This window comes from Corallococcus macrosporus, assembly GCF_017302985.1.
GTDB lineage: Bacteria > Myxococcota > Myxococcia > Myxococcales > Myxococcaceae > Corallococcus > Corallococcus macrosporus_A.
This window is the reverse complement of record NZ_JAFIMU010000007.1, coordinates 614,946-638,947: the sequence shown is the minus strand read 5'-3', so window position 1 is coordinate 638,947 and position 24,002 is coordinate 614,946. Positions and strand designations below refer to the sequence as shown.

The following is a 24,002-nucleotide window of genomic DNA, read 5'->3' as shown; positions in this document are numbered from 1 at the left end:
TCAGGGTCCCTCGTCGAGGATGGGGAAGCGGGTGGGCATGGTGCCCGTCGCCCGGGCGATGGCGTTGGTCAGGGCCGCCGCCGCGCTGGGGTAGCCCAGCTCTCCCACGCCGCCCACGCGGTCGTCGGAGCGCACGAGGTGCACCTGGATGGAGGCGGGCGCGTGCTTCATCCGCAGCCACCGGTAGTCCGCGAAGCTGCCCTCGCGCACGGCGCCCGCGTCGATGTGGAGCCCGGCGCTCAGCGTGGTGGACATCGCGTCCAGCGCGGCGCCCTGGAGCTGGGCCTCGATGCCCTTCGGGTTGATGGGCAGGCCCACGTCCGCGGCGATGACCACGCGCAGCACGCGCGGCGTCCCGGACGTGACGTCCACCTCGATGAGGTGGGCGATGGCGCTGTCCCACTCCTCCAGCACGGCCACGCCCTGGGCGACGCCCGGTGGCAGCGCGCGGCCCCAGGCCCCTTCGAGCACCACCCGGTCCAGCACGGCCTTGAGCCTGCGGGACGTGAGGCGGGAGCGGCGCAGCTCCACGGGGTCGCGCTGGAGCTCACGGGCCAGCTGGTCGACGAAGACCTCGTTGGCCACGCCGACCTGGCTGGTGAAGACGGAGCGGAAGGAGGCGGTGGGGATGGGGAGCGGCACTTCGGCCAGCTTCTGGGCGACCCAGCCGAACTGGTAGGGGACGTGCTGGGTGAGCGCGAAGAACACCGCGCTGGTGACGTCCGGCAGCGCCTGTCCGAGCAGCGACGTGAGCAGGTCTCCGAAGCCGTGGGGGAACTCCACGGTGGGGATGGCCGCGCGGTGATGCCAGCCGAGGATGGATCCGCCGGGGCCCAGCGAGGCGAGGATGCGGTGGTGGCTGGCGGGCCGGTAGTGGCCATGGCGCATGTCGTCGTTGCGGCTCCACATCAGCTTCACCGGCTGCCCGAGCGCTCGCGAGATGAGCGCGGCCTCGACGGCGGACTCGGTGAAGAAGCGTCGGCCGAAGCCGCCGCCAGCGCGGATGGGATGCACGGTGACCCGCTGCGGGGTGAGCGCCCAGCCGAGCGCCGCGGCCACCTGGCTCCGCGCGAACTTCGGATCCTGGACGCCGGACCAGATTTCAGCGGTGTCCGCCGTCACGCGGGCCACGCAGCTCTGCGTCTCCATGGGCGCGTGCGCGAGGTAGGGGAAGTCGAAGCGGCCCTCCACGACTCGCGTCGTGAGCAGCGGGGGCAGCGGCCGGGGCCCGATGGCGTCACGCAGCCGGGTCCGGATGTTGGCGTCGGAGAGGTGGCTGGCCGGTCCCGGTGCCCAGGTGATCTGCAACGCGTCGCGCGCCGCGAAGGCCTGCGCGAACGTCCCGGCCGCCACCGCCACGCCTGACGGGATCCGCACCACGCCCACGACGCCGGGCATCGCGCGGGCGGTGGAGGCATTGAGGGACTGGACCGTGCCGCGCAGCGTGGGAGGCCGCGCCACGACCGTCGGCACCGCGCCCGGGATGTCGAGGTCCAGGGTGTACCGTGCCTCGCCGGTGACGATGGCGCGTGCGTCGACACGTCCCGTGGGCTGACCGACGACGGTGTACTCGCTCGGAGATTTCGGCAGCGGGGAGACTTCCGGCAGCAGCACGCGCGCGGCGTCCTCGGCCAGCTCGCCGTAGCCGAGCCGGCGGCCGTCGGGCGCACGGACCTCGCCTTGCGAGGTGGTGAGGCTGAGGGCGAGGACTCGCCAGCGGTGCGCGGCGGCGGTGACCAGCCGGGCCCGGGCTTCCGCGGCGGCGGCGCGGAGTGGGCCGGCCAGGTAGCGCATCGTGGAGGACAGCCCGGTCAGCTGGATGAGCCAGCGGGGATCCGCGTCGGCGGTGGACACGTCCACGGCCTCCAGGCCCGTGTCGAGCTCTTCCGCGACGAGCATGGCCACGGCGGTGGTGATGCCCTGGCCCATCTCCGTGCGGGGCAGGGTGGCGACGACGCGCCCATCGGTCCGGACGGCGACGTAGAGGTTGAGGGGAGTCTCCGCCAGCGCAGGAGCCTCCGAGGCCTGGGCCGAGGGAAGGTCGAGCCCGCACCGCGCCGCGATCATCAACGTGGGTGAAGCCACCAGCCACGTCAGGAACCGGCGGCGGTCCAGACCGCCGGGAGGAGCTGAATCCGTGGGCAGCGTGTCAGCCATGGAGAAAGTCTCTCACGCGGCCAGGGGAGGGCCCAACGACCCGGCAAGCCCTGTGAGGCACCTGTCACCTGGAGCAAGGAAGCATCCTGGACAGGACCCTGAACGGACCCGAAGCCCAGTCCTGTTTCCGTTTGAGCACGACACTGCACATGTTCAGCGCGCTGCTTGGAGTGCTTCCATGTGAAGCGGGGGATGTCAGGGCTTACTGGTGTGCCGGTACTGCGGTGAACCTGCGCAGGATGCTGGAATTCTGCATGAACATCCAAGGTCAGGGTATTCAAAAGGCCCAAGAAACTGTCGTGAATGGTCAGCTTTTATCCATGGCATTTCTTGTATTTCTTGCCTGAACCGCAAAAGCAAAGTTCGTTGCGACCGAGCTTTCGCAGTTCTTCGTTGCGGCGCGGCGCGGCGCTTGGCAGAGGGAGCCCTGGGGAAAACTGCACCTGAGGCGGAGGGGGGCTATGTCTCAGCTTCGCAATGAGCTGCCTTTGCCGTTGCAGTTCGAAGCGGCCGCTAGGCGAGAGTCCTGATTCGTAAGGTGCAAGTCGTGCCATTTCTGCAGCGGCCCCGTCGAAGTCTCCTCCATATGCGAGAGTGACGGCATACTGAGACCTTACAGGAATGACATAAGACGCAAGCTTGAGTTGTTGCAGAGTGGGCAGGAGAATAGCGTCGAAGACCTGTCGCGCTCCGACGTAATCGTAGCGGCCAATGAATTCGTCCACGAGGTCCTGTCCAAGGCGGATCAGCGACTCTGGCGCCTGCGCAAGGTCGTAGAACTTCATCGCGTGAATGCGTGCGAACGCAACATCTTCGCCGGTAGCGTTCATCGCTTTGGCATACAGGTCTAGGCAGTCGGCGAGATGCTTACAATGATCGAGAACATCGTCACTCTGCTTTAGTAACGGGCGAAGATCAGACGCATTACGTCCCATCACGACTTGCGGGGTAAGTCCGAGTAGGCCGTAGTACTCCTGCGCAATTGCGAGGGCTTCAGACGCGGCCTTGCGGTGCTTCCCGGTATGATAGAGCGCGACCGCAGCGTTGTAGCGGAAAATACGCTGGGAAGTTGGGGTCGCATTGAGTTCGCTTTGGACCTCCGCCCTTACACGCATCGCCGCGTCTGCTCGACCTTCCAGGGCAAGCAGGTTCATTTCCTTTAGATTAACCGCAAGTCGTTCTTCCTGCCCGAGTGCATGATCGGCGACCAGTCGCTTCATGTGATCAATGTGTGATCTAGCATTGCCGCCTTCTCGCATGGCATTAAAGACGATTCCGTCCAAGGCCCAGAATCGCGACTCTGGAGCAACGGTGTCAGATGCCGCTGCCGCACGCAGATGAACGTCTATCTCTGGCCATAAGCCCATCTCGTGAAAGAGTTCGTCGGTTCCAAATTGGACAAGCGTTTTGACGTCCTCAGTTTCCGCCAAGACTCGCAACAGAAGCTTTAGCTTGGGGTAGCTCCAATCCCCTTTCAGCGAACTTAGTAGAGTGTTTCGGAGGTTGCGGTATGCCAAAGCTTCGTTGTCGGCACCCAAAGCCGCTAGTTGCGCTCGCCCTAATAGACGGAAAGCGTCATGAATTTTGAGGTGGTCGCCTCCAAATACCTCAAGTGCGGCCACCGTGCGCAATTCACGCAACGTTCCCGCGACCGCTCGCACATCAATGCCCAGTGACTTGGTTACAATAGCGACAATCTCATCGTTGGATAGAGGGACGTCACTCAGACTGAGCACCCCTAATGCGTGCCGAGTAGGTCCAGGCAATGTGTCGACAGTGCGGGACAGAATTAGTTCCTGAACGGTCTGGGTAGAATGAGTCAGGGTGGATAGTTGAGTGGATAAGGCATTCACGCTGCCGCGATGCTCCGCGCGAGCAATGGCTAAGGCATTCTGCACGTAAAGCGGCAGCCCACCGGTGAGGGCAATCAGCGCTTGGCAATCAGTCAGACTGGCTTGGCAACCCATATCGGCCGCTTCAGCCGCTACGGTGTCGGGTGACCAGCCTTGGAGGGTCTCTGGCTTAACCCCGAGTCGCTGGGTTAGTTCGAGTATGTGCGCTCCAGGCTGCCCTAGTAGGGCAAAATTCAACCCAGGCGCGGCGCGCACGGCGGCTTCAACATCGGACGGTCGGGGGACATGTGCATTGTCGAGCACAATTGTCAGTTTTCGACCCTCAGAGACGAAGCGACGCGCGAGCCCCTTCAGAACTTCCAAACCAGAGGCGCCCGGTAATAGCACTTCGCCGAGTCTGCCACCGGAACCACCATAGAAGCGCGCTGCTAGATCTCGCGCTAAGCCAGATGCCAAACTTGGGCCAGGCATTTCTCGAACGTCGTAATAGGCGAGGTCGCTTGGCGCATGCAACGCAGCCTGTGATACCCACGCCGTTTTGCCGGCACCCGAATAACCGATAATTAGCCGAAGTGGCGCATCTGTAAGTAAAGGTGGCTCATCCGCTTGCGTGCGGTATACGGTTGGTGGCGCGGGAAAGTCTTGCAGCTGAACGACGAGCTGCTCGAAGAGCCCTGTCAGTTCAGTTGGGTGGAATGCATGATCAGTGCGCGGCGCCGCTCCACTCGCTGCCGCCATCACCGTTCCCGCGAGCTTCCAGACGAGCGTTTCAGGCGACAGCAGCGCGTATGGTAGGCGGGCTGCAAGCTCACAACACAACTGGAACGCGTCCGCTAAGCTAGTGGGCGAAGTCGAAATTACAGGATCTGTAGATGCTGTACCTCCAGGATAGTCAATGAAAGTATCGCTTGGCCAGCTTGGGTGAGCCGTGTGGGCTGCGAGAGACGGCGTAAGATGGGAATTCGTTGCAATAACGAAGACAGCATTCCCCGACCGCTCTCCGGATTGATGCAGGCGTCTATACGTGTCGAAGCGCCTGAGCGCTCCCGCAATGTCAGTGTTGCCGAGCGGTCCTGCGCGGTACTTCACTTGTACGTAAGTTCGGCTATGCGGCCGAACAATTTCGACATCTTCGTCGCTTTCGATAATCACAGATATTACATCTGTGCCTGGTGTGCGCAGTAGAGCCTTGACGGCGTATAAATGCTGGAAAAGGAAGCCGCGGTGGACCGCTTCGATCCGAATTAACTGAGCTGTGTCTACCACTGCTGGACGGCCTTCATTCATGTTGTCCCTCCTCTTTGTAAAAAATCGGCGCCTAGTGGGGCGGGTGGTTTATGGTAGTCAATGTGTCAGTGTGTGGAGATTTATAGTTCTTGCGCTATTGCCATGTGGATGGTGCTTCGTTTGGGGTAAGTAGAGTCTTTTCGGATGTAAGTATACGATAGCATGTGGTGAATGTGGCTGAGTGAGGTGTGGCTACTACCGCCATTGTGGGGTGTTAAAGCCATGAGGCTTTTGAAGTCGGCGTGCATTGTCTTGGGACGCTCGGCATGAAGCTACTTCCGGCTCAGTTCGTTCGTCTGCGCGAGGTCACTTCGATGGGCTTCGCCAGTTTGACGTTCGTATGCTTTGGTTAGGGTCACAGGGGACCTCGCTGTGCGGGACGTGCACGCGGCTTCGGGTGATACTGGCGGGCATGCGCAGGTGGCTCATCGGTGGAGTGGCGGTCCTGGTCGCTTGCGGCCTCGTGCTGTTCTGGGCCCTGCGCTCCAGTGGACCCGATGCTCCAGAGGGCAACGCGGATGCCTCGCTCGCTCACGAGCGCTCTGCTCGCCCTGCATCCACGGCTGAGCGTCCTCTTCCCACGGAGGACGGCACGCTCCCTGCGTCCCAGTCCCCTCGCGAGGCGGATGGTGTCCTGGACGTGGAGGTCCTCGCGAATGGGAAGCCTTCGCTCGAAACCACCGTTCGGCTCTACGCGAAGGGAATGCAGTCCTCCGCTTGGACGCTGACGGGCTCGGGGATGACGGATCCTCAAGGCCATGTCCGGATTGCTTCCGGGCCCGGGCACTACCTCGTGGCGGTCCGTGCCCCGGGCCGGACCCCGCTGCTGCACGACGTGGCCCGCCCGCTAGGGGAGTCGCGCACGGCGCTGCGGATCTCCCTGGAGCCCGCGCAATCCCTCACGGGCCGCACGGTGGTTCGCGGAACGAATGAACCGCTTCCACTCGTGGAGATCATCCTCACGGCACATGCCCGCGACCTGGAGGTCTGGCAGCGCGCGGAGGCCCCTGACGACGAGCGCGTCTATGCGACGAGCGATGAGCGCGGGAACTTCCGCGTCGATGGGCTCTCCCCCGGTGCCTACCTGCTGGAGGCCCATGCCCCCGGCTACGCGCGCGTGGTCATGAGCCGCCTGCGCATCCCCACTGACGGCCCCCTGACGCTGGCGCTCCGGCGGGCGAGCGTCATCGAGGGCTTCGTCGTGGACTCGAAGGGCCTGCCAGCCGCGGGCGCCGAGGTGCGGGTGGGCGGCAGCCCCTCCCAGGTGGTGACGACGGGCGCGCAGGGGGGCTTCTCCGTGGAGGTGGATCCCGGCCCCCATCCCCTGTCCGCGCGGCGCGGCGAGGAGTCCGGGGCGCTCGACCTGCCGGTGCTCTGCGTCGCGGGCGGCACCGTGCGCGACGTGCGCATCCAACTGGGACCGGGCGCGGTGCTGGAGGGCCGCGTCGTGGAGGAGGCTTCCGGTGGGCCCGTGGAGGGCGCGCGCGTCGAGGTCAGCCTCTCCGGCGGGGACGAAGACCCCGGCGTCGCGATGTCGGACGCGGAGGGGCGCTTCCTCGTGCGCGGGCTGGCCCCCGGCGGCTACGACGCGAAGGTCACGGCCCCCGGCTACTCACCCACCCTCCGCCGGGGCCTGACGGTCACCCAGGGCGAACGCTTCCCCGTGGAGCTCAAGCTCTCGGGCACCGGCGCGGTGGAGGGGCAGGTTCGCGACCGGAACGGAGTGCCCGTGGCCGCGGTCCAGATCTCCGGCGTCAGTGGCTTGAGCCGGGGAATGGAGTTGCGCTCCACCGAGGCCCGCACGGACTCGGATGGCCGCTACCGGATTGAGGGGCTCCCCTCGGGCCTCCTGTCCCTCTCCGCGCGCCATGAGGGGGCGACGTCGGGCGCCCGCCAGACCGTCACCGTGGAGCCGAACCGCACGGCCCGGGCGGACTTCACGCTGGAGGGCACGGGGAACGTCGAGGGCCGGGTGCGCGCGGCCCGGGGCGCCCTCGGGGACGTTCCGCTGGAGGTGACGGCCCTGGCGGAGGATCCGTCCGTCGCCTCGGCGATGACCCTGGGGAACGTCAGCGTGGGCGCGGAGGGCTCCTTCCAGATGAGGCTGCCCGCAGGCAGCTACACGCTCATGCTCACCGAGCGCGGCCGCTTCACCCAGAGCCAGCGCGAGCCGGTGCGCGTGGAGGCAGGGCGGACGGCCCAGGTCGAGTTCACCTGGGAGGAGAAGGGCGACGTCAGCGAATACCGGGGCGTCGTCCTGGAGCCAGATGGCTCGCCGTCGCCCCGCGCCGTCATCACCCTCTCGCTGGCGGAGGGGCAAGGCATCCCCCTGTCGATGACACCCACGGATGAAGAGGGCCGCTTCGCCATCCCGCTCTCGCGCGCGGGAGCGCCTGGCCCCCGCCGTGTGCTGCTGGGGGCACGCAACGGAGGACGCTCCAGCGAGCCCATGCTCGCCACCGCCGGCCAGGAGGTCGTGGTGCGGCTGCGGCCCTCGGCGTTCCTTCGCGGACGCGTGTTGCGCAAGGGCGAGCCCGTCCGGGGCTTCTCCGTGTCGCTCCAGCTCCAGAAGGGCTACCTCCCCCAGCGTGGAGGCCCCTTCGAGTTCTCCGGCGACCGCTTCGAGCTGCGCGACGTCCCGCCCGAGCCCGTGAAGCTGACGGCGCGCACGGTGGACGGCTCCGTGGGCGAGGCCCTGGCCTCTCCTGGCACGGGCGCGGTGCTCGAGGTGGACATCCCCCTGACGGAGCCCGCCACCGTGAAGGGCCGCGTGGTGAGCGCGGCCACGAAGGCGCCCCTCCCGGACGCGTTCATCTTCATCGAGGGCGAGCCTCCCTCTCCGGAGCACGCCCCGGACGCGGAGGGCCGCTTCACGCTCAAGGGCGTTCGCGCGGGCGAGCGCGTCCTCGTCATCCAGGGCGGCCCTTCCCAGGGGCGCCTGCGCAAGCCGCTGAAGGTGAAGGACGGCGAGGTGCTGGACCTGGGCGACGTCTCCCCGGAAGTGACGCCGCCCCCGCCGTGAGCTGCTTCAGCCCTGCTGGCGCCGCCAGCGGGGAGGAGGGCCGTCGCGCAGCACCTCGGCCACCGCCACCGGACAGGCGAAGCTGGTCGTCATGGGCACCTGTCTCCACTGGCCGCCCATGTAGAGCTTCACCTCCCGCTCCTTCACGACGTGGTCCACCTTCACGTCCGCGCCCACGCGCTCCATGAGGGCGGGGTCGCCCACGGACACCACCGACTCCAGCAGCGAGGGCAGTGTGGGCATCCCGCCCGCGGCGCTCGCGATGAGCGCGCCCCGAGCCGCCGCGCGGTCGACGACCTCACGCATGGGCGCCTCCAGCGCGCGGTGGGGCGTGCCCAGGCTCAGGTTGAGCACGTCCACGCCGACTTCATCGAGCATCCACCCCATCGCCTCCACGAGGCACAGCGAGTGCCCGCGCACGTTCCGGTCGAGCACGCGCGCCACGTAGAGCTCCACGTCCGGCCAGGGACGGACCTGGTCGTAGAGGATGCTCAGCACCGCCGTGCCGTGCCCGTGCGTGTCCTCCAGGTCCAGCGTGCTCGCACCGGCCCGCCACGCCTCCAGCTCCTCGCGTTCGTAGGCGCGCGCCTCCAGCACCTGCGCGTCCAGATCGAGCGTGAACGTGGCCGCCCCCGCGAGCCGCAGCGAGTGCTCGCGCAGGAAGGCCACCTCCACGCCGCTGTCGATGATTCCCACCTTCTTCACCGGGCACTGCCTCCCGTCCCCGAAGGCTTCCAGTGCTGGAGCTGCCGCAGCACGTAGGTGCCCAGGGACACGGACTCCGTGCGCGGCGGGACGGACTCCGGAACGCTCACGGTGAGCCGCACGAGCGAGCCCGCGAGCGCCATCCCCGCGCAGAGCACCCCGACCAACAGGAACGTGAGGGTGCCGATGCGCCGCACGACGAAGAGGCCCGCGTGGTCGGGATCCTCCAGCAGGGGCAGGTGGGAGGGCAGCGGCGGCAGGGTGGGGCGTGGAGGCTCGTTCGCCATGGTTCCTTGCGTCCGCGCTAGGCGGCGTCCGCCTCGCCCATGCCCGCGCGGAACAGCCGCTGGTACGGCGCGCAGCGCGCGAGCAGCTCCGTATGCGGACCCCGGCCCACCAGCCGTCCGCCCGCGAGCATCCACACCTCGTCGGCCAGGGGCGCGTTGGCCAGCCGGTGCGTGATGAACAGCACCGTCTGACCGCGCTCCCTGGCCCGCGCGAGCAGTGCCCGCACGACGGCGGACTCCGTCTCCACGTCGAGCTGCGAGGTGGCCTCGTCCAGCAGCAGCACGGGCGCGTCGCGGAGCACCGCGCGGGCCAATGCCAGTCGCTGCCGCTGTCCGCCGGAGAGGCTGGCGCCCGCCTCCGCCACCGGCGTGTCGAAGCCCTGGGGCAGCGCGGACAGGACGGGCTCCAGCGCGCACAGCCGCACCGCCTGCCGCAGGTCCTCCTCGCTCACGTCGGACAGGCCCAGGGTGAGGTTGTCGCGCACGGTGCCGTGGTACAGCTCCACGTCCTGCCACACCACCGCGAGCTGCCGGCGCACGTCGGACAGCTCCAGCGTGCGCGCGTCCTGCCCGTCGTACAGCACGCGCCCCTGGCCCGGCTCCTCCAGCCGCGTCAGCAGCCGCGCGAGCGTCGTCTTGCCGGAGCCGCTGGAGCCCACGATGGTCACCACCGCGCCGGGCGGGACGCTCACGCTCACCTCGCGCAGCACGTCCTGTCCCGGCAGGTAGCCGAAGGACACGGCCTCCAGCTCCACCCCACCGGACAGCCGCTGTCCCACCGGGGCCGGGGCCGTCAGCGAGCGGGCCGGGTCCTGCTCGGGCGTCTCGTGCAGGTACTCGAAGAAGCGGCGCAGGTGGACGCCGCGCTGCTGGAGGCTGGTGACGAAGCTGATGGCCTCGATGACCGGCCCGCGCAGGTACGCGGCATACGCCACGAAGGCCACGAAGCCGCCCAGCGTCAGCTTGCCCTGGAGGATGAGCCGCCAGCCCAGCCAGGTGAACAGCGCCGTCTGCGCGGCTTCCACCGAGCGCTCGAAGAGCCGCAGCAGCCCCTCCACTCCATGGGCCCGCAGGTGCGCCCGCAGCACGGAGCGCATGAGCCCGGACGCGCGCTGATAGACGAAGGGCTCCAGCGCCAGCACCTTCGTCGTCCGGCTCTGCCGCAGCGTCTCCACCTGGAGCGCGCTGAGCGCGCCGTGCACGCCCATCACCTCCTGCCACGCGCTGCCCATGGCGCGTCCCATGACCAGCGGCACCGCCACCACGAAGGGCAGCGTGGCCAGCGCCGCCAGCGCCAGCTCCCAGTGGAGCGACGCCAGCGTGAACGGGATGACGAGCAGGAACGTGAGCTGCGAGAACACCAGCCGGAGCAGCCCCAGCACCAGGGACATGCCCGCCTTCGCGTCATCGAAGCGGCTGGTGAGCTCACCCACCTGCCGCCGCGAGAAGAAGCGGTCCGGCAGGTGCTGCAGGTGGTTGAAGAGGTAGAGCGCGGCGGAACTCTCCAGCTTCACCGTCAGGTACGCGGAGTAGTAGCCCAGCAGCGTCTCCGCGAGCGCCGCGGCCACCGACGCGGCCAGGATGCTCAGCACCAGCACGTGCAGCAGGTCCAGGTCCTGCGGGGCCGACACGTGGTCGAACAGCAGCCGCGTGAGGAAGGGCGGGATGAGGCACAGCCCCGTGATGACCGGGCCCAGGAGCGCGCTGCGCACGAGCGCGCCCCACGCGGGCTTGAGCAGCCGCAGCAGCGCGCCCAGGTAGCGCACCGACTGCTTCAGGCTGGGAGGGCCTTCCGCCCCCATCGCGCCGCCGGCTTCCATCACAGGTGCGTGAGGACGCTCCGCGCCAGCGCGTCCACTTCCTCGGGAATGGCGTGCACGCGCAGGCCGGTGTGCTGCTCCATCCGCCGCCGCGCCTCCTCCAGGACCTCATCCCGGACGCCCAGGAACCACGTCTCCGTCCACCGGCTGCCCAGCAGCTTGCGCCCACCCATCATCGCCAGGCCCACCACCGTGCAGGGCACGCCGTGCTCGCGGGCGAGCAGCTCCAGGTACTCGCGCGTCGCGACGACGTCTTCCGGCTTCGTGTCCACCGACACGGTGAGCACCACCAGGCGCGGCAGGAACGTTTCGTAGATGAGCGTGGAGGCGTTGTTGCGGCGGTCCTGGCCCGCGGGTGTGTAGAGCAGGCCGTTCTGTCCGCCGGTGATGACCACGTCGCAGTCGCGCGCCAGGTCCGCCATGAGCCGCCGCTCGAACGCCTGCCGCTGCGGACCCTCCACGCGCAGCACGCGCGAGTAGCCCGTGTCCGAGCCCAGCAGGATGCCCGTGGGCTCCGTGGCGTGGTGGCGCACGCGCACGTGCTTCGCCAGCGCCTCGCGCAGGTACACCTGCGTGGTGAACTTGCCCTGCACCGTGTCCGTGCCGAAGACGCCCAGCAGGTTGCGCGGGCCGTACTCCGCCGGGCCCGGCTTCGCCAGCGCGTCCTGCTCCGGCACGGCCACGCGCCAGAAGAGCTCCGGGTCCGGCTCCAGCCCGTCGAACAGGTCGTAATAGAGGATGTCGTCGTACAGCGACACCACCGGCAGCCGCCTGCGCGTGGCCACTTCCAGGAGCGCCCGGACGTGCGGGACCTCCGTCTCGAAGTTGAGCGAGCAGGTGAAGACCACCGCGTCGAAGTCGTGGCGCGCGATGGCCGCCGGGTCGTTCACCACGGGCACGGACAGCTCACCGGCCTGGATGTACGCGCCCGCGTCGCTGAGCGTCACCGCGTCGTCGAAGACGACGGACGCCGGGGCCGGGCCCCGGTCGCGGAAGCGCAGGAGCGCGTAGCCTTCCTTGTTGTACTTGAAGACGGCGGTGCGCTTCCCCGCGAGCACCTCCATCACCTGCGCGCGCGTGTACATGTGGCGGCTGCGCAGCGTGGGGTTCTGCTTGAGCGGCAGCCGCTGGTCGCCCTCCCAGATCTCCCCCAGCTTCCGGTAGAGCACCTCCGGGTCGTACTTGGGATACGTGTGCGTGTCCGGCGCGATGAGCAGCGGCACGCCGTAGTCCGGCATCTGGAACACGTGCTCGCGCGCGGAGCCCTCCACGCGCAGCGCGTAGCGGCCCTGCGGGTGCAGCAGGAAGTACTGGAACGCGACGCGCAGGCCCGCGACCTCCAGCACCTCCGCGTCCAGGGTGAGCTCCCGGCGCGCCTCCGTGCTCACGCCCTCCAGTGACAGGCGGCGCAGGAGGAACGGCGGCTGTTCCTGCCCGCCCGCCTTGCTCACGTGGATGAGCACGCACTTGAAGGGGTCCACCGGGAAGGACGTCAGCAGCTCCGGGGAGAAGTCCTTCAGCCGCGACACGACGTCCGCGTAGCGCGCGAGGAACAGCGCGCGCGCCCGCTCCCGCTGTGACGGGTCCGGCATCATGAAGAGCAGGTCGCTGCCGCTGAAGACCTCGAAGCGGCGCCACGTCTCCCGCGTCTCCGCGTCCACCGGCTCCGGGAGCTGCGCTTCCACCAGCTTGATGAGCGCGTACATCCACGCGTTGCCCGGCGTCAGCCAGTGCTCGCTGTAGAAGTCGCGCCCCCACGTCGAATAGTAGAGCCGGGGCAGCGACGGCGGCTCGGGCGGCGGCACCGGCGCCGCGGCGGGGACCTCCAGCGGCGCGGCGGGCTGCATGACACCGTCGAGCCACTCGATGCCCTCGTGCCACCAGTGGCCGAACAGCTCCGTGTCGAACGCGAGCACGAAGTTCTGCCCGTCCTGCGCGAGCGAGCGGCGTGAGTCGAGCAAGCTCCAGAACTCGCGCACGTGCCGGGGCACCTGCGCGCGGGCGGCCTCCACGTCGTAGAGGGCCTTCTGTCCCAGGTCGACCTTCTGGCCGCTCACCGCGTGGTACTTGAGCCCCGTCCACACGTGGCCCCGCTTGTTCGCGGGCACGGGCACGCCCAGCTCCTCGAAGTACTCGGGGCGCAGGTCGAAGCCCACGTCGCGGAAGAACTCGCGGTACACCGGGTGCGCGGGGAACGTGGACTCGGGCGACTTCCACAGGTACAGCCCGATGCGGTAGTCGTGGACCAGCACCTCCAGGCCCTCGTGGCGGAACACGCCGCTGGGGTCCTGCGGCTGCGACGCGCCAATGCCCGTCAGGCTGAGCGCGGTGCGGCGGATGCCATGGCGCGTGAGCACGCGCTCCACGCCCGGCTGGAAGGCGCACTCGGGCAGCCAGAGGCCGTCCGGCTCGCGCCCGAAGACCTCGTTGAAGGACTCAACGCCCCGCGCCACCAGCCGGTCCGCGACGGCGGGCTGGAAGAAGGGCAGGAAGTTGTGCTGCGGCGTGGACGTCCACAGCTGCACGCCCGGCAGCCGCGAGCGCCCCAGCGTGGCGAACACGTCGCGCAGGCTGTGCTCGCGCAGGAACTGGAGGCTGTCCTCCACGCGGTGCAGGTACATGCCCGCGGTGCGGTGGATCCGGGCCAGCGACTCGTCCGACAGCGACTGGGGGAACTTCTCGTAGCGGTTGTAGAGCTCCAGCCGCGACGTGCGCTCCAGCTCGCGCGTGGCGATGCGGCGCAAGAGCTGGAGGTAGCCGGTGTAGCGCTCCTCGCAGGCGATGAGCTGATCCACCAGGCACGGGGTGAAGGACATCACCAGCGTGCCGGCGAAGCGCCGGGAGTCCCAGCGCTCCAGCATCCGGAACAGCGGGATGTACGTCTCCGTCAGCGCTTCGAAGAGCCAGTTCTCCGGCTCATCGAAGAGGGGCCCCTCGCCCAACACCTGCGGCATGTGGGTGTTGAGGATCAGGGTGAGGCGCGTGTTCATGAGGGGACCGCGAGACGGGGGGAAGCGGGGGAAGCACCGGGGACCGCGGGACGGCTAGAAGGAGATGCCGCCGCCGCCGCAGTCCTCGGAGGGAGACGTCGCGCCGTCCTCGGAACACAGCCGGTGGGCCGAGTTGTAGAGGTCCTGCCACACGGTCCCCGGCCCCGATGCGACGAGCGAGTACGTGGTGCTGGAGAAGTTCGACGTGGCGAAGCCCACGACGTCCGGGCCTCCGTGGACCTGCTCCAGCAACTCCGAGACATCCTTGCGCGTGAAACGCATCGGGGGACCTCCGTGCGGCGGGTGGAACGGCAGGGGGAAGGCGCGGCGCTAGTAGCAGCCGAACGTCGAGCGGTCCTCGGCGGTGACGCTGCCGCCGTCCTCGCAGGTCCACTGGTACGTCCAGGAGTTCTGCCAGACGGCGCCGCCACCGAAGGAGGCGACCATCGTCCAGGAGGAGCCGGCGAAGGTGGACGTGCTGAAGCCCTGCACATCCGGGCTGCCCTGCACCGAGCTCAACAGGTCACTGACGTTCTTGCGCGTGTAACGCATGGCTGTGCTCCGCGTGTCGTGTGGAGGGAGGGGATGCGGGGGGGCGCTAGTAGCAGCCGATCTGCGCCGCGTCCTCGAAGACGGTCTGGCCGCCGTCCTCGCACATCCGGTGATTCGGGTTGTAGATGTCCTGGAGGATGTTGCCGCCCGCCGACGGGGTGATGTTGTACGTGTAGCTGCCGATGGTGGACGTCCAGAAGCCCACCACGTCGGGGTTGCCCTGCACGGTGCCCAGCAGGTCAGAGATGTTCTTGCGCGTGTACCGCATGGTGGTCGCTCCAGGAGTTGAGGGGGGAACTGGCGGAGCCGCGAATCCTAGGAAGAGACCGGGGAGCGGGCAAGCCAGGGGAGGGAAGGCGGTCTGGAACTGTCAGGAAACACGCGTGTTTTCGTGTTTCACGGTCCCGTTGGACCCATGGCCCGGGAGCCTCGGGCGCATGCCCGCGTTCAGCCACGGTTCGAGCGCGAGCTGGGCGCCGCACGCGGCGACGGTGACGAGCGCGGCCATGAGGCCCGGAGCCTTCCACGCGCCGACGGCGGCCGCCGCCGCGATGACCCAGGGGCGGATCAGCGTGAACGGCCCCAGGACCACCACGCTCGCGAGCGTCCGCGCATCCGCCTCCGCCGCCGCCCAGACGCCCATGCCCACCAGCGTCAGCGTCGCGTACGGCAGGAGCACCCAGAGGATGGCCCGCGCGCAGACGAGCAACTGCGGGAACAGGCCCGGCGCGAACAGGCAGGCCCCGGCGATTCCGGCGCCCACCGCGGCGGTCGTGAAGAGGCCCCGCCCCATCCCCCGGCGGATGGCGGCCCGGTAGTAGTCCGCCTTGAAGATGCGGGCATCCCGGCCCGCCGCGACGCGGAAGCCGCAGAACGAGGCATCCGTGATGGCCAGCAGCGCCAGCAGCACGGGAAGGACGGCGTTCATCGCGCGGGCCCCAGCCGTGCGCGCAGCGGTCCCAGGTGGCGCAGGAGCGGGTCCCACAGCTCCGCGCGGGCCCCCAGCGTGGCCGTCATGGGGCGCAGCACCGCGCCGAGGAGGTTCCGGGCGCCGTCCAGGGACGCGCAGGTGAACCCCGTCGCCAACCGGGCCGCCGTCAGCAGGGTCTCCGTGGGATGGGCGCGCCGCGCGGAGACCACGCCATCATGGCGCGCGAGCGGCTCCCGCATGCGGGCCTGGTGGAACATCCACGAGCCCCAGGGCGAGAGCACCGAGTGCTGGATGTCGTAGTGCACGAAGGCGTGCCCCTGCCGCTGGCCCGCGAAGAACGCGTTCAGGTCGTTCCCACGAAAGTGATGCAAGACGCCCGTGGAGATGAAGACGTGGCCTGGCTGCTCCAACTGGAACGCGTTCGCGACCTTGAGCTCGCAGGAGAGGGATTCCTCCTCCGCGAGCCGCCGGGCGTTTTCAATCAGCGTCACGTTCATGTCGCAGCCGATGATTTCGACGTCGCGTCCCAGCCGTCCGTGCGCCGCGAGCGAGCGGACGGCGTAGCCCAGGCCGCACCCGACGTCGACGACGCGCAGCGGAGGCTTCACGCCGGCCTCTCGCAGCGCCTGCAGCAGGGGCAGCAGCACGCCGCGGATGCGGTCCGCCTGAAGGAACTCCTCGCTCAGCCGCTGCAGCTCGATGTGCGAGCGCAGCAGGGCCAGGTTGCAGGCCTCGACGTCGAGCGTGTCATTGGACGCGGGAAGCCGCTGCACGAGCCGCGCGGCGGAGCGCTGCCCGTTCGCCATGAGCCGCGCCACCACCGCCGAGCGCGACACCGGCCGGGGCTGGAGCGTCGCGACGTCGTAGTCGACGATGAGGTCTGAGATTTCCAGCAGGTCGGAGGGCATGCCAGCGAGTGCGCTGGAGTGTACCTCACCGCCGGGCGGCTCAGCGCACCGGCGTCGTCCCTGGCGGGCAGCTGAAGGTGGCCGGCACGGACCACAGCTGGCCCTCGTCGGTGGCGTCGAGGGCGGTGAAGAAGATGCGATTGCCCACGCGGGTGAACGACTGCGGCTGGAAGACGTCCGCCAGCTGACCCTGCGTCGCCACGGAGCCCCGGGTGAAATAGGGCAGGACGGGGCCGTCTTCGTCTGGCGCGCCGCCGAACAGGACCTGACCCGTGCCGGTGGCGAACACCGGGTACGGGTACCCGTACTCCACATAGCGATTGTTGAAGAGCATGCGGGTCCCCGCGGCCGTTCCATTCGTCGCCCACAGCGACACGTTCGTGGGCACGGGGGCGTCGCTCTGGATGACCATGGAGAAGAAGAGGTCGCTGCCGGAGACCGCCGCCATCCGCACGGCGGGAGAGGCGTACTCGTCGGAGGCATAGGGGTTGGGCAGGGTGGTGACCTGTGCCTTGCCACCGCCGTTCAACGAGAGCCGGTCGATGCGCAGCCGCTTCGTCACCGGGCTGTCCACGGACGTCAGATAGACATACGAGCCCAGCGCCCCGAGCAGGTTCACGGGCTTGCCGAAGGAATCCAGACGGAGGGTTCCCGCGGCGGTGCCATTCGTCTTCCACACCTCGTGGTTGGGGCCGTCATCCAGGATGAACAGCGGTGGCTCGCCCGGGCGGCTCACGCCCCTGACGTAGGTGAACCCCGCGTCCAGTTGCTTCACGGGAGTGGTCCCGGCCAGCGTGCCGTCGGTGCTCCACAGCGTGGTGCCCGTTTCCTCCGAGAAGAAGAAGAGCAACGCGTTGCCGACCTTCAACTTGTCGTAGCTCAAGCCCGTGAACGCGCGGAAGTTCCGCACCCGCAGCGTGCCGGCGGACGTCCCGTCGGACCGCCACAGCTCCGGCCGCGACTCGCTTGACGACACCGGCACCCAGCGGAAGAACACCAGGCGGCCATTGACCTCGTAGGCCTTGTCCAGGACGGAGTCGGCTGGACCGGGGGTGATGTCCTTGACCAGCTGGGTCCCATCCTCCGTCCCGTCACTGCTCCACAGCTCCATGCCGGTGGCGTCGGTGCGGGTCTGGAAGAAGAGCCTGTTGCCCACCGCGACGAGGTTCGTCGGTTGGTAGACGCCGGGGGGCCCCGGAAACGTCTTCACCGGGACGGTCCCCGCCTCCGTGCCGTCGCTGCGCCACAGGACCGAACCGGTGTCGAAGTCGGAGGTGACGAAGTAGAGCGTCCCCTGGACGTTCGTGAGCTCCCCCATGAAGCCCGCGGAACCCGGCGGTGTGATGGCCGCCACCCGGGACGCCACCCCAGGGGGGCATGCCTGGGCGGTCACCTCGCGAGAGCCGTCTTCCACCGCCTCTGGCAATCCCCCACAACCCACCCCTGCCAGGCTGAGCCACAGCAGGGCCCCCCAATTCCTTGCATGCATGTCCACGCCTCCCGGTCCACGAAGCGCGGACGGTGGGACGCGAGGCGTTGCCTTCCAAGGGGCACCCCAAGGGGGTGGGAGTGTCCTGGGAGGCCGCGTGTCGTTCGTGCGAAGGGGCAGGCCCTCTCTACCGGGGCCGGGGCAGTCCAAGCAGATAGGTGATGGTCATTCCCTGCGCGCGATGCACCCCGCTGTGCCAGCGGTAGCCATTGGCATCCAGCCCCTCCGTCAGCTCCTCCAGGTCCTCCGGGGCGTAGGTCCGCAGCGAGGACACGATGCCATCCCAGAGGATGAGCAGCGGGATGATGGGCACCAGGTAGGTGAGCAGCAGCCGCCACCAGCGCACCGGGCGGATGAGCGGGGTGAAGCCCCACACCAGGGGGATGATGAGCAGCAATTGGATGAGGACGTAGGGCAGGGAGCGCTGCGTGAGCTCGAAGGCGGCGATGGGGACTCCGCGCGTGGCGGCGTCCGCCAGGAGGGCGCGCGCCTGCTTCGGACGGAAGTGGTGCAGCCCCTCGAAGAGGGTGCGCAGCCCCGTCAGTTCCTCCGGGATGCGGGTGACGTCGACCGGGGTGTCGCGGTACTGCACGCCCTCGGGCAGCCCCGGCACCGGCGTGGGGTGGAGGTCCGTGAGCACGACCTCGGCCTCGGGATTCGCCTTGCGCAGCGTCGGGAGCAGCGTGCGCCAGGGGCCACCCGTGCCGGAGCACAGGTCGATGATCCGGTTCGTCCCGGTCATGCGCAGCAGATCGCCCAGCTGCGGAGCCACGGCGTCGTAGGGCCGCGTGCGGTCCAGCACGATGTGCAGGTAGTCGACCTCGCCACGGCGCAACAGCGCGGGCAACCACGGCTGGTCGAGGAACTCGAAGAGGTGGAGGCGGGGGAGCAGTCGCATGGCGAGGACGTTAGAGCCTCCTCGCGATGCCAGTCCCGTGGCTCCCGCCGAATCCGCGCGGGCAGCTTCTGGGTCCTATCGCGCGGACGCGGACCCGTGGATCCCTCCGCGACGGGTCCCTACTTGCTCACCGCGATGGACTTGCGGAAGAGCGCCAGGCTGTAGACGAAGAACCCCACGCCCACCGCGCTCACCATCAGGAACTGGCGCCAGACGGCCCCCAGCCCTCCGCCGCGGTAGATGATGACCTGGGAGAAGCTGACGAAGTGCCGGGCAGGCAGCAGGTACGTCACGTACTGCAGCCACTTCGGCTGGCTCTCCACGGGCGTGCTCCCGCCCGACAGCAGCATCAGCACCAGCACCACCAGGATGATGAGCAGCGCGAACTGCGCCATGGAGCGGGAAATGGTCCCCAGGAAGATGCCGAGCGCCGTGGCGAAGAACAGGTAGAGCACGACGCCGACGAACCACAGCGCCACCGAGCCGGCGAACGGCACCTTCAGCACCATGTGCACGACCAGCAGGAGCGAAGCCGCGGTCGCCACGAGGATCACCAGCCCGTTGGCCCAGACCTTCGCCATCGCGATCTCGAACGAGGTCAGCGGCATCACGAGCAGGTGCTCCAGCGTGCCGTGCTCGCGCTCGCGGATGACCGCCGCGCCCGTCAGCACGACGGTCAACAGGGTGATCTGGTTGATGATGGCCACCACGCTCTTGAACCAGGACGAGACCCCGTTGGGGTTGAAGAGCTTGCGAACGACCAGGTTCACGGGCTTCGGTCCCGTCTCCTCCGTGCGCTTGAGGAAGGAGGCGATCCGGTCGTTGATGATGTTCTTGATGTAGCCGGAGCCGATGCCCGCCTGTTGCATGGCGGTCGCGTCGATGTTCACCTGGATGTCTGGATTGCGCCCCGCGCGCAGGTCGTGCTCGAAGCGGGGCGGAATCACCACGACGAACATGAACCGGCCCCGGTCCATGTCCGCCTGGACCTCATCCGGGGAGATGAGCTCCGGCAGCTTGAAGCGGGGCGGGTAGAAGGCGTTGAGCAGCTCCTTGGACAACGCGGAGCCGTCCTCGTCGGCGAAGGCAATCGAGGCGTTGTTCACCTCGCTCGAGGTCCCCGTGGCCTGGACGTAGATGGCCAGCGTGAACGCATACACGACGAACACGACCAGCACCGCGTCGCTGAGCAGGCTGCGAAGTTCCTTGAGCCCGAGCCACAGGATGTTCAGCAGTGAGTTCACCGCTATTTCTCCTGCTTTCTCAGGCCGATGACACTGACGGCCAGGAGGAGGGGAACGCATACGGCCATGAAGAGGACGTCCCGCATGATGAGGCCCGCTCCCAGTCCCTTGGTGAAGGCGCCCAGGCTGGCGTGCATGTAATAGGTGGCGGGCCAGATGGAGCCGACGACACCGGCCCCGCCCTGCAACGTGGACACCGGCTGCAACAAGCCGGAGAACTGGATGGTGGGCACGATGGTCAGGATGGCCGTGACGAAGACGGCCGCCACCTGGCTTCCGGTGAAGGTGGACGTCACCATCCCGATGCCTGTCGTCGCCGCGACGTAGAACAGCGCGCAGAGCGTCAAGGTCAGGAAGCTGCCCTTGATGGGCACCCCGAAGACGACCAGCGCCAGCGCGGTCAGGATGAAGAAGTTGGCCATGCCGATGACCACGTAGGGCAGCTGCTTGCCGAGCAGGTACTCCAGCCGCCCGGTGGGCGTGACATAGAAGTTGATGATCGACCCCAGCTCCTTCTCACGCACGATGCTGACCGTCATGAGGATGGCGGGGATGAGCAGCAGGAGCAGCGCCGGGACGCTCGGCACGATGGAGTAGACGCTCTCGAAGGTGGGGTTGTAGAGGAAGCGCTCCTCGATGTTGGCGGTGTCCTTCTGCGCGCTGGCGGAGAAGAAGCCGCTCGCGGGATCCCGCAGCATCCGGTTGTGGACCCCCTGGACGTATTGCTCCACGGTGTCGCCACGGAACGTCATGGCGCCGTCCACCTGCGCCAGCACCTCCGGCCCCGAGCCCCTGCGGAGATCCAGGCCGAAGCGCGGCGGAATCTCCAGCACCATGGAGACGTCGTCTGACTGGAGCCGGCGGAGCGCCTCGTCCGAGGACGACACGGGCGGCGTCTCGGCGAAATAGGGCTTCGCCGCGCTGAACTGCTCCAGGTACGCGCGGCTCTCCGGCGTCTGGTCCATGTCCAGCGCGGAGTAGCGGATGTTCTCCACGTCGGTCGTGATGCCGAAGCCGAAGACGAGCATCAGAAGCGCCGAGCCGATGAAGGCGAACGCCAGGCGGACCTTGTCGCGGAGGATCTGGATGGTCTCGTTGTGGCTGTACGCGAGCAACCGGCCGAGTCGCAGCCGGAGGCCGGCCCGGTCCACACGATGCGCGGCCGGAGGCGGGGGCGGGGCGGCCTTGGGCGCGGGCGCGGGAGGCACCTCCTTGGGCGCCGCGCCCTTGCTCTCGGCGCGGGCCTTCTCCGCGATGGCGTCCTCCATGTAGCCGATGAAGGCGGTCTCCAGGCTGTCCGCGTTGCGGGCCTCGATGAGCTTCTGGGGGGAGTCCGCCGCCAGCACCCGCCCGGCGTTCATGAGGGAGATACGGTCGCAGCGCATCCCCTCGTTCATGAAGTGCGTCGTCACGAAGATGGTGACGCCCTGCTTGCGCGACAGGTCGATGAGCAGCTCCCAGAAGCTGTCCCGGGCCACCGGGTCGACGCCTGACGTGGGCTCGTCCAGGATGAGGATCTGCGGCCCGTGCAGCACGGCGACGGCCAGCGACAGCCGCTGGCGCAGGCCCATGGGCAGGTCCCCGGCCAGCGCCTCCAGGTGCGCGCCCAGGCCGAACCGCTCGACCAGCTCATCGATGCGTGTCTTCGCCTTGTCTGGAGGCAGGTGGTAGAGCCGCGCGTGCAGCACCAGGTTCTGCTGGACGCTCAGCTCGCCGTACAGCGAGAACGCCTGCGTCATGTAGCCCAGGTTCTTGCGCACCTCCATGCTGCCGGCATCCACGGAGCTGCCGAAGAGCTTCGCCGTCCCTTCGGTGGGGGGCAGCAGGCCGGTCAGCATCTTCATCGTCGTGGACTTGCCGCAGCCGTTGGAGCCCAGGAAGCCGAAGATCTCCCCGCGCTCGATGGACAGGGTGACGTGGTCGACGGCGGTGAAGGTCCCGAAGCGGCGGGTCAGTCCATGGGCCTCGATGGCCAGCTCCGCGTTGCCCTGCACACGCGGCGGGATGACGATCTCCTTGTGGCCCCGGCGCTTCTCCTCGGGGAGCAGCGCGATGAAGCACTTCTCCAGGTCCTGGGTCCCCGTGCGCGCCATCAGCTCCGCGGGAGTCCCTGTCGCCAGCACGCGCCCCGCGTCCATGGCGACGATCCAGTCCCACTGCTGGGCCTCGTCCATGTAGGCCGTGGAGATGATGACGCTCATGCCGGGGCGCCCGGCGCGGATGTCGTCGATGAGGGTCCAGAACTGCCGCCGGGAGAGCGGGTCCACGCCGGTGGTGGGCTCGTCGAGGATGAGCAGATCCGGGTCGTGCACCAGCGCGCCGCAGAGGCCCACCTTCTGCTTCATGCCGCCGGAGAGCTTGCCGGCGGGGCGCTCCGCGAACTTGCCCAGGCCCGTGGCCGCGAGCAGCTCCGGCACGCGCACCTTGCGCTCCTCGGGTGACAGTCCGAAGAGCCGGGCCATGAAGTCCACGTTGTCGTAGACGCTGAGCTCCAGGTAGAGGTTCTTGCCCAGGCCCTGGGGCATGTACGCGACGCGCGGCCCCACGGCGCGCCGGTGCCGGGCGTCCGCGATGTCCCCGTCCAGGACCATCACCCGGCCCTGCTGCATCTTCTTGGAGCCGGCCACCAGGGCCATCAGCGTGGACTTGCCCACGCCGTCAGGCCCCACGATGCCCACCATGATGCCGGCCGGGACGTCGAGCGAGATGCCGTCGAGCGCGACGACCTTGCCGTAGCGGTGGGTCACGTCCTGGATGGACACCGCGAGCTTGCTGGAGGAGCCGCCCGGCGATGCTGGAGACACGGCTGAGACCATGGCGGAGCCCTCCCGGTGTCCGGCTAACGGGACGCGGATTGCTCCGTGATGACGTTCCGCAACCGAGCGGGCCACTCCACGGAAGGGTCCACCTTGACGTAGCCGACGCCCCGGATGCCCGTCTTGATGCGCTCGACGTAGCGGCTGGCCAGCTCCCGGGGGACCTGGAGCTTCAGGCGGAACACCAGCTTCTCCCGCTCGCTCTTCGTCTCCACCTGCTTGGGCGTGAACTGCGCTTCCGGGGACACGAAGGACACGTACCCGGGGATGGCGCGGTTGGGTTCGAAGTCGACGGTGAGGCGCGCCTCGGAGCCCAGCTTCACGCGGGCGGCCTCGCTGGCCGGCAGGAAGATCTCCATGTAGACGTCTTCCAGGTTCACCAGCGTCAGCGCCGGCCCTCCGGGAGACAGCACCTCGCCGGGCTCGGCCAGGCGGTAGAGGACCCGTCCCGTCACCGGAGACTTGAGCGTCGCATCCGCGATGCGCGTCTGGATGGTCTCGGCGTTCGCGCGCGCGACCTCGATCTCCTGCTTGGAGGTCTTCAGCGTGGCCTCCGCTTCCGCCAGGCTGGCCCGCGTGGTCTCCAACTGGCTCGTGCGGACGTCCAGGTCCCGCTGCGAGCCGGCGCCCCGGGCCACCAGCCTGCGGGCGCGCTCGACCTCGATGGTGGCGAGCTCGATCTCGCTCTTCTGTTTGACGATCCCTGCCTGGGCCACCGCCAGCTTCTCCTGCGTGGCGGCGAGGTTCGCCCGGGCCTCCGCCAGGTTGGACTCCAGCGTGGTGGTGTCCAGTTGCACCAGCACCTGGCCTGGTTTGACGAGGTCACCTTCGTTGACCAGGATTTGCTTCACCCGCAGGGGTTCCTTGGCGGAGACGTCCGCCAGCTTCGACTCGAGGCGGCCGTTGCCCGAGAAGATTCCCTCCGGCAGCGCGGATTGCTTCCCCTTCCAATACTTGAAGCCAATGAACGCGAGGATCGCGACGGCGACCAACCCGATGACCCACTTCGTCTTTCCTTCCGGAAGCTTGGGCATGGCGGACTC

17 protein-coding genes are annotated in these 24,002 nt (G+C 68.3%); 1 reads left to right on the top strand and 16 read right to left on the bottom strand.

The annotated features are described in order from the left end of the window. Both JYK02_RS14850 and JYK02_RS14845 read right to left on the bottom strand, forming a co-directional pair. The gene (locus JYK02_RS14850) at positions 1 to 2,157 is read right to left on the bottom strand and encodes a xanthine dehydrogenase family protein molybdopterin-binding subunit (protein WP_207051576.1); all 2,157 of its coding nucleotides are present in this window, start codon (positions 2,155 to 2,157) and stop codon (positions 1 to 3) included. A gap of 314 nt (positions 2,158 to 2,471) precedes the next feature. Continuing rightward, on the bottom strand, positions 2,472 to 5,297 hold the full coding sequence (locus tag JYK02_RS14845; protein ID WP_207051575.1) for a YecA family protein: 2,826 nt from the start codon (positions 5,295 to 5,297) through the stop codon (positions 2,472 to 2,474). A 412-nt stretch (positions 5,298 to 5,709) separates the two neighbouring features. Here JYK02_RS14845 and JYK02_RS14840 point away from each other — a divergent pair, with 412 nt between their 5' ends. Then, the gene (locus tag JYK02_RS14840; RefSeq protein ID WP_207051574.1) at positions 5,710 to 8,319 is read left to right on the top strand and encodes a carboxypeptidase regulatory-like domain-containing protein; all 2,610 of its coding nucleotides are present in this window, start codon (positions 5,710 to 5,712) and stop codon (positions 8,317 to 8,319) included. A gap of 6 nt (positions 8,320 to 8,325) precedes the next feature. Here JYK02_RS14840 and JYK02_RS14835 read toward each other — a convergent pair whose 3' ends face one another. The 14 genes from JYK02_RS14835 to JYK02_RS14770 form a co-directional block, all read right to left on the bottom strand. Continuing rightward, entirely contained in the window at positions 8,326 to 9,024 is a 699-nt protein-coding gene (locus tag JYK02_RS14835; RefSeq protein WP_207051573.1) for a S8 family serine peptidase, read from the bottom strand. Continuing rightward, complete coding sequence (locus tag JYK02_RS14830; protein WP_207051572.1) at positions 9,021 to 9,311, bottom strand: hypothetical protein; 291 nt, start codon at positions 9,309 to 9,311, stop codon at positions 9,021 to 9,023. Before JYK02_RS14830 ends, JYK02_RS14835 begins: the two co-directional genes overlap by 4 nt. Before the next feature lie 17 nt (positions 9,312 to 9,328). After that, positions 9,329 to 11,131, bottom strand: coding sequence for an ABC transporter ATP-binding protein (locus JYK02_RS14825; protein WP_242588961.1), 1,803 nt, complete (start codon positions 11,129 to 11,131; stop codon positions 9,329 to 9,331). Then, positions 11,131 to 14,121, bottom strand: a complete 2,991-nt coding sequence (locus JYK02_RS14820) for a DUF1611 domain-containing protein (protein WP_207051570.1) — start codon at positions 14,119 to 14,121, stop codon at positions 11,131 to 11,133. Before JYK02_RS14820 ends, JYK02_RS14825 begins: the two co-directional genes overlap by 1 nt. Positions 14,122 to 14,175: 54 nt before the next feature. After that, complete coding sequence (locus JYK02_RS14815; protein WP_207051569.1) at positions 14,176 to 14,403, bottom strand: hypothetical protein; 228 nt, start codon at positions 14,401 to 14,403, stop codon at positions 14,176 to 14,178. Positions 14,404 to 14,451: 48 nt separating this feature from the next. Next, on the bottom strand, positions 14,452 to 14,673 hold the full coding sequence (locus JYK02_RS14810; protein ID WP_207051568.1) for a hypothetical protein: 222 nt from the start codon (positions 14,671 to 14,673) through the stop codon (positions 14,452 to 14,454). Positions 14,674 to 14,719: 46 nt separating this feature from the next. Continuing rightward, on the bottom strand, positions 14,720 to 14,941 hold the full coding sequence (locus JYK02_RS14805; protein WP_207051567.1) for a hypothetical protein: 222 nt from the start codon (positions 14,939 to 14,941) through the stop codon (positions 14,720 to 14,722). Positions 14,942 to 15,043: 102 nt separating this feature from the next. After that, positions 15,044 to 15,601 carry a hypothetical protein gene (locus JYK02_RS14800; protein ID WP_207051566.1) on the bottom strand — a complete coding sequence of 186 codons (558 nt, stop codon included), beginning with the start codon at positions 15,599 to 15,601 and terminating at the stop codon, positions 15,044 to 15,046. Then, positions 15,598 to 16,512, bottom strand: coding sequence for a class I SAM-dependent methyltransferase (locus JYK02_RS14795; protein WP_207051565.1), 915 nt, complete (start codon positions 16,510 to 16,512; stop codon positions 15,598 to 15,600). Before JYK02_RS14795 ends, JYK02_RS14800 begins: the two co-directional genes overlap by 4 nt. Positions 16,513 to 16,552: 40 nt before the next feature. Then, positions 16,553 to 17,866, bottom strand: a complete 1,314-nt coding sequence (locus tag JYK02_RS14790; protein ID WP_347402501.1) for a hypothetical protein — start codon at positions 17,864 to 17,866, stop codon at positions 16,553 to 16,555. A gap of 262 nt (positions 17,867 to 18,128) precedes the next feature. Then, entirely contained in the window at positions 18,129 to 18,899 is a 771-nt protein-coding gene (locus JYK02_RS14785; protein WP_207051563.1) for a hypothetical protein, read from the bottom strand. A 119-nt stretch (positions 18,900 to 19,018) separates the two neighbouring features. Beyond that, a complete protein-coding gene (locus JYK02_RS14780; protein WP_207051562.1) occupies positions 19,019 to 20,143 on the bottom strand; it encodes an ABC transporter permease in 1,125 nt (374 codons plus the stop codon). A gap of 2 nt (positions 20,144 to 20,145) precedes the next feature. Then, complete coding sequence (rbbA, locus tag JYK02_RS14775) at positions 20,146 to 22,959, bottom strand: ribosome-associated ATPase/putative transporter RbbA (protein ID WP_242588751.1); 2,814 nt, start codon at positions 22,957 to 22,959, stop codon at positions 20,146 to 20,148. Between the two features lie 23 nt (positions 22,960 to 22,982). Beyond that, entirely contained in the window at positions 22,983 to 23,993 is a 1,011-nt protein-coding gene (locus JYK02_RS14770) for an HlyD family secretion protein (RefSeq protein ID WP_207051561.1), read from the bottom strand. Positions 23,994 to 24,002: the final 9 nt, after the last annotated feature.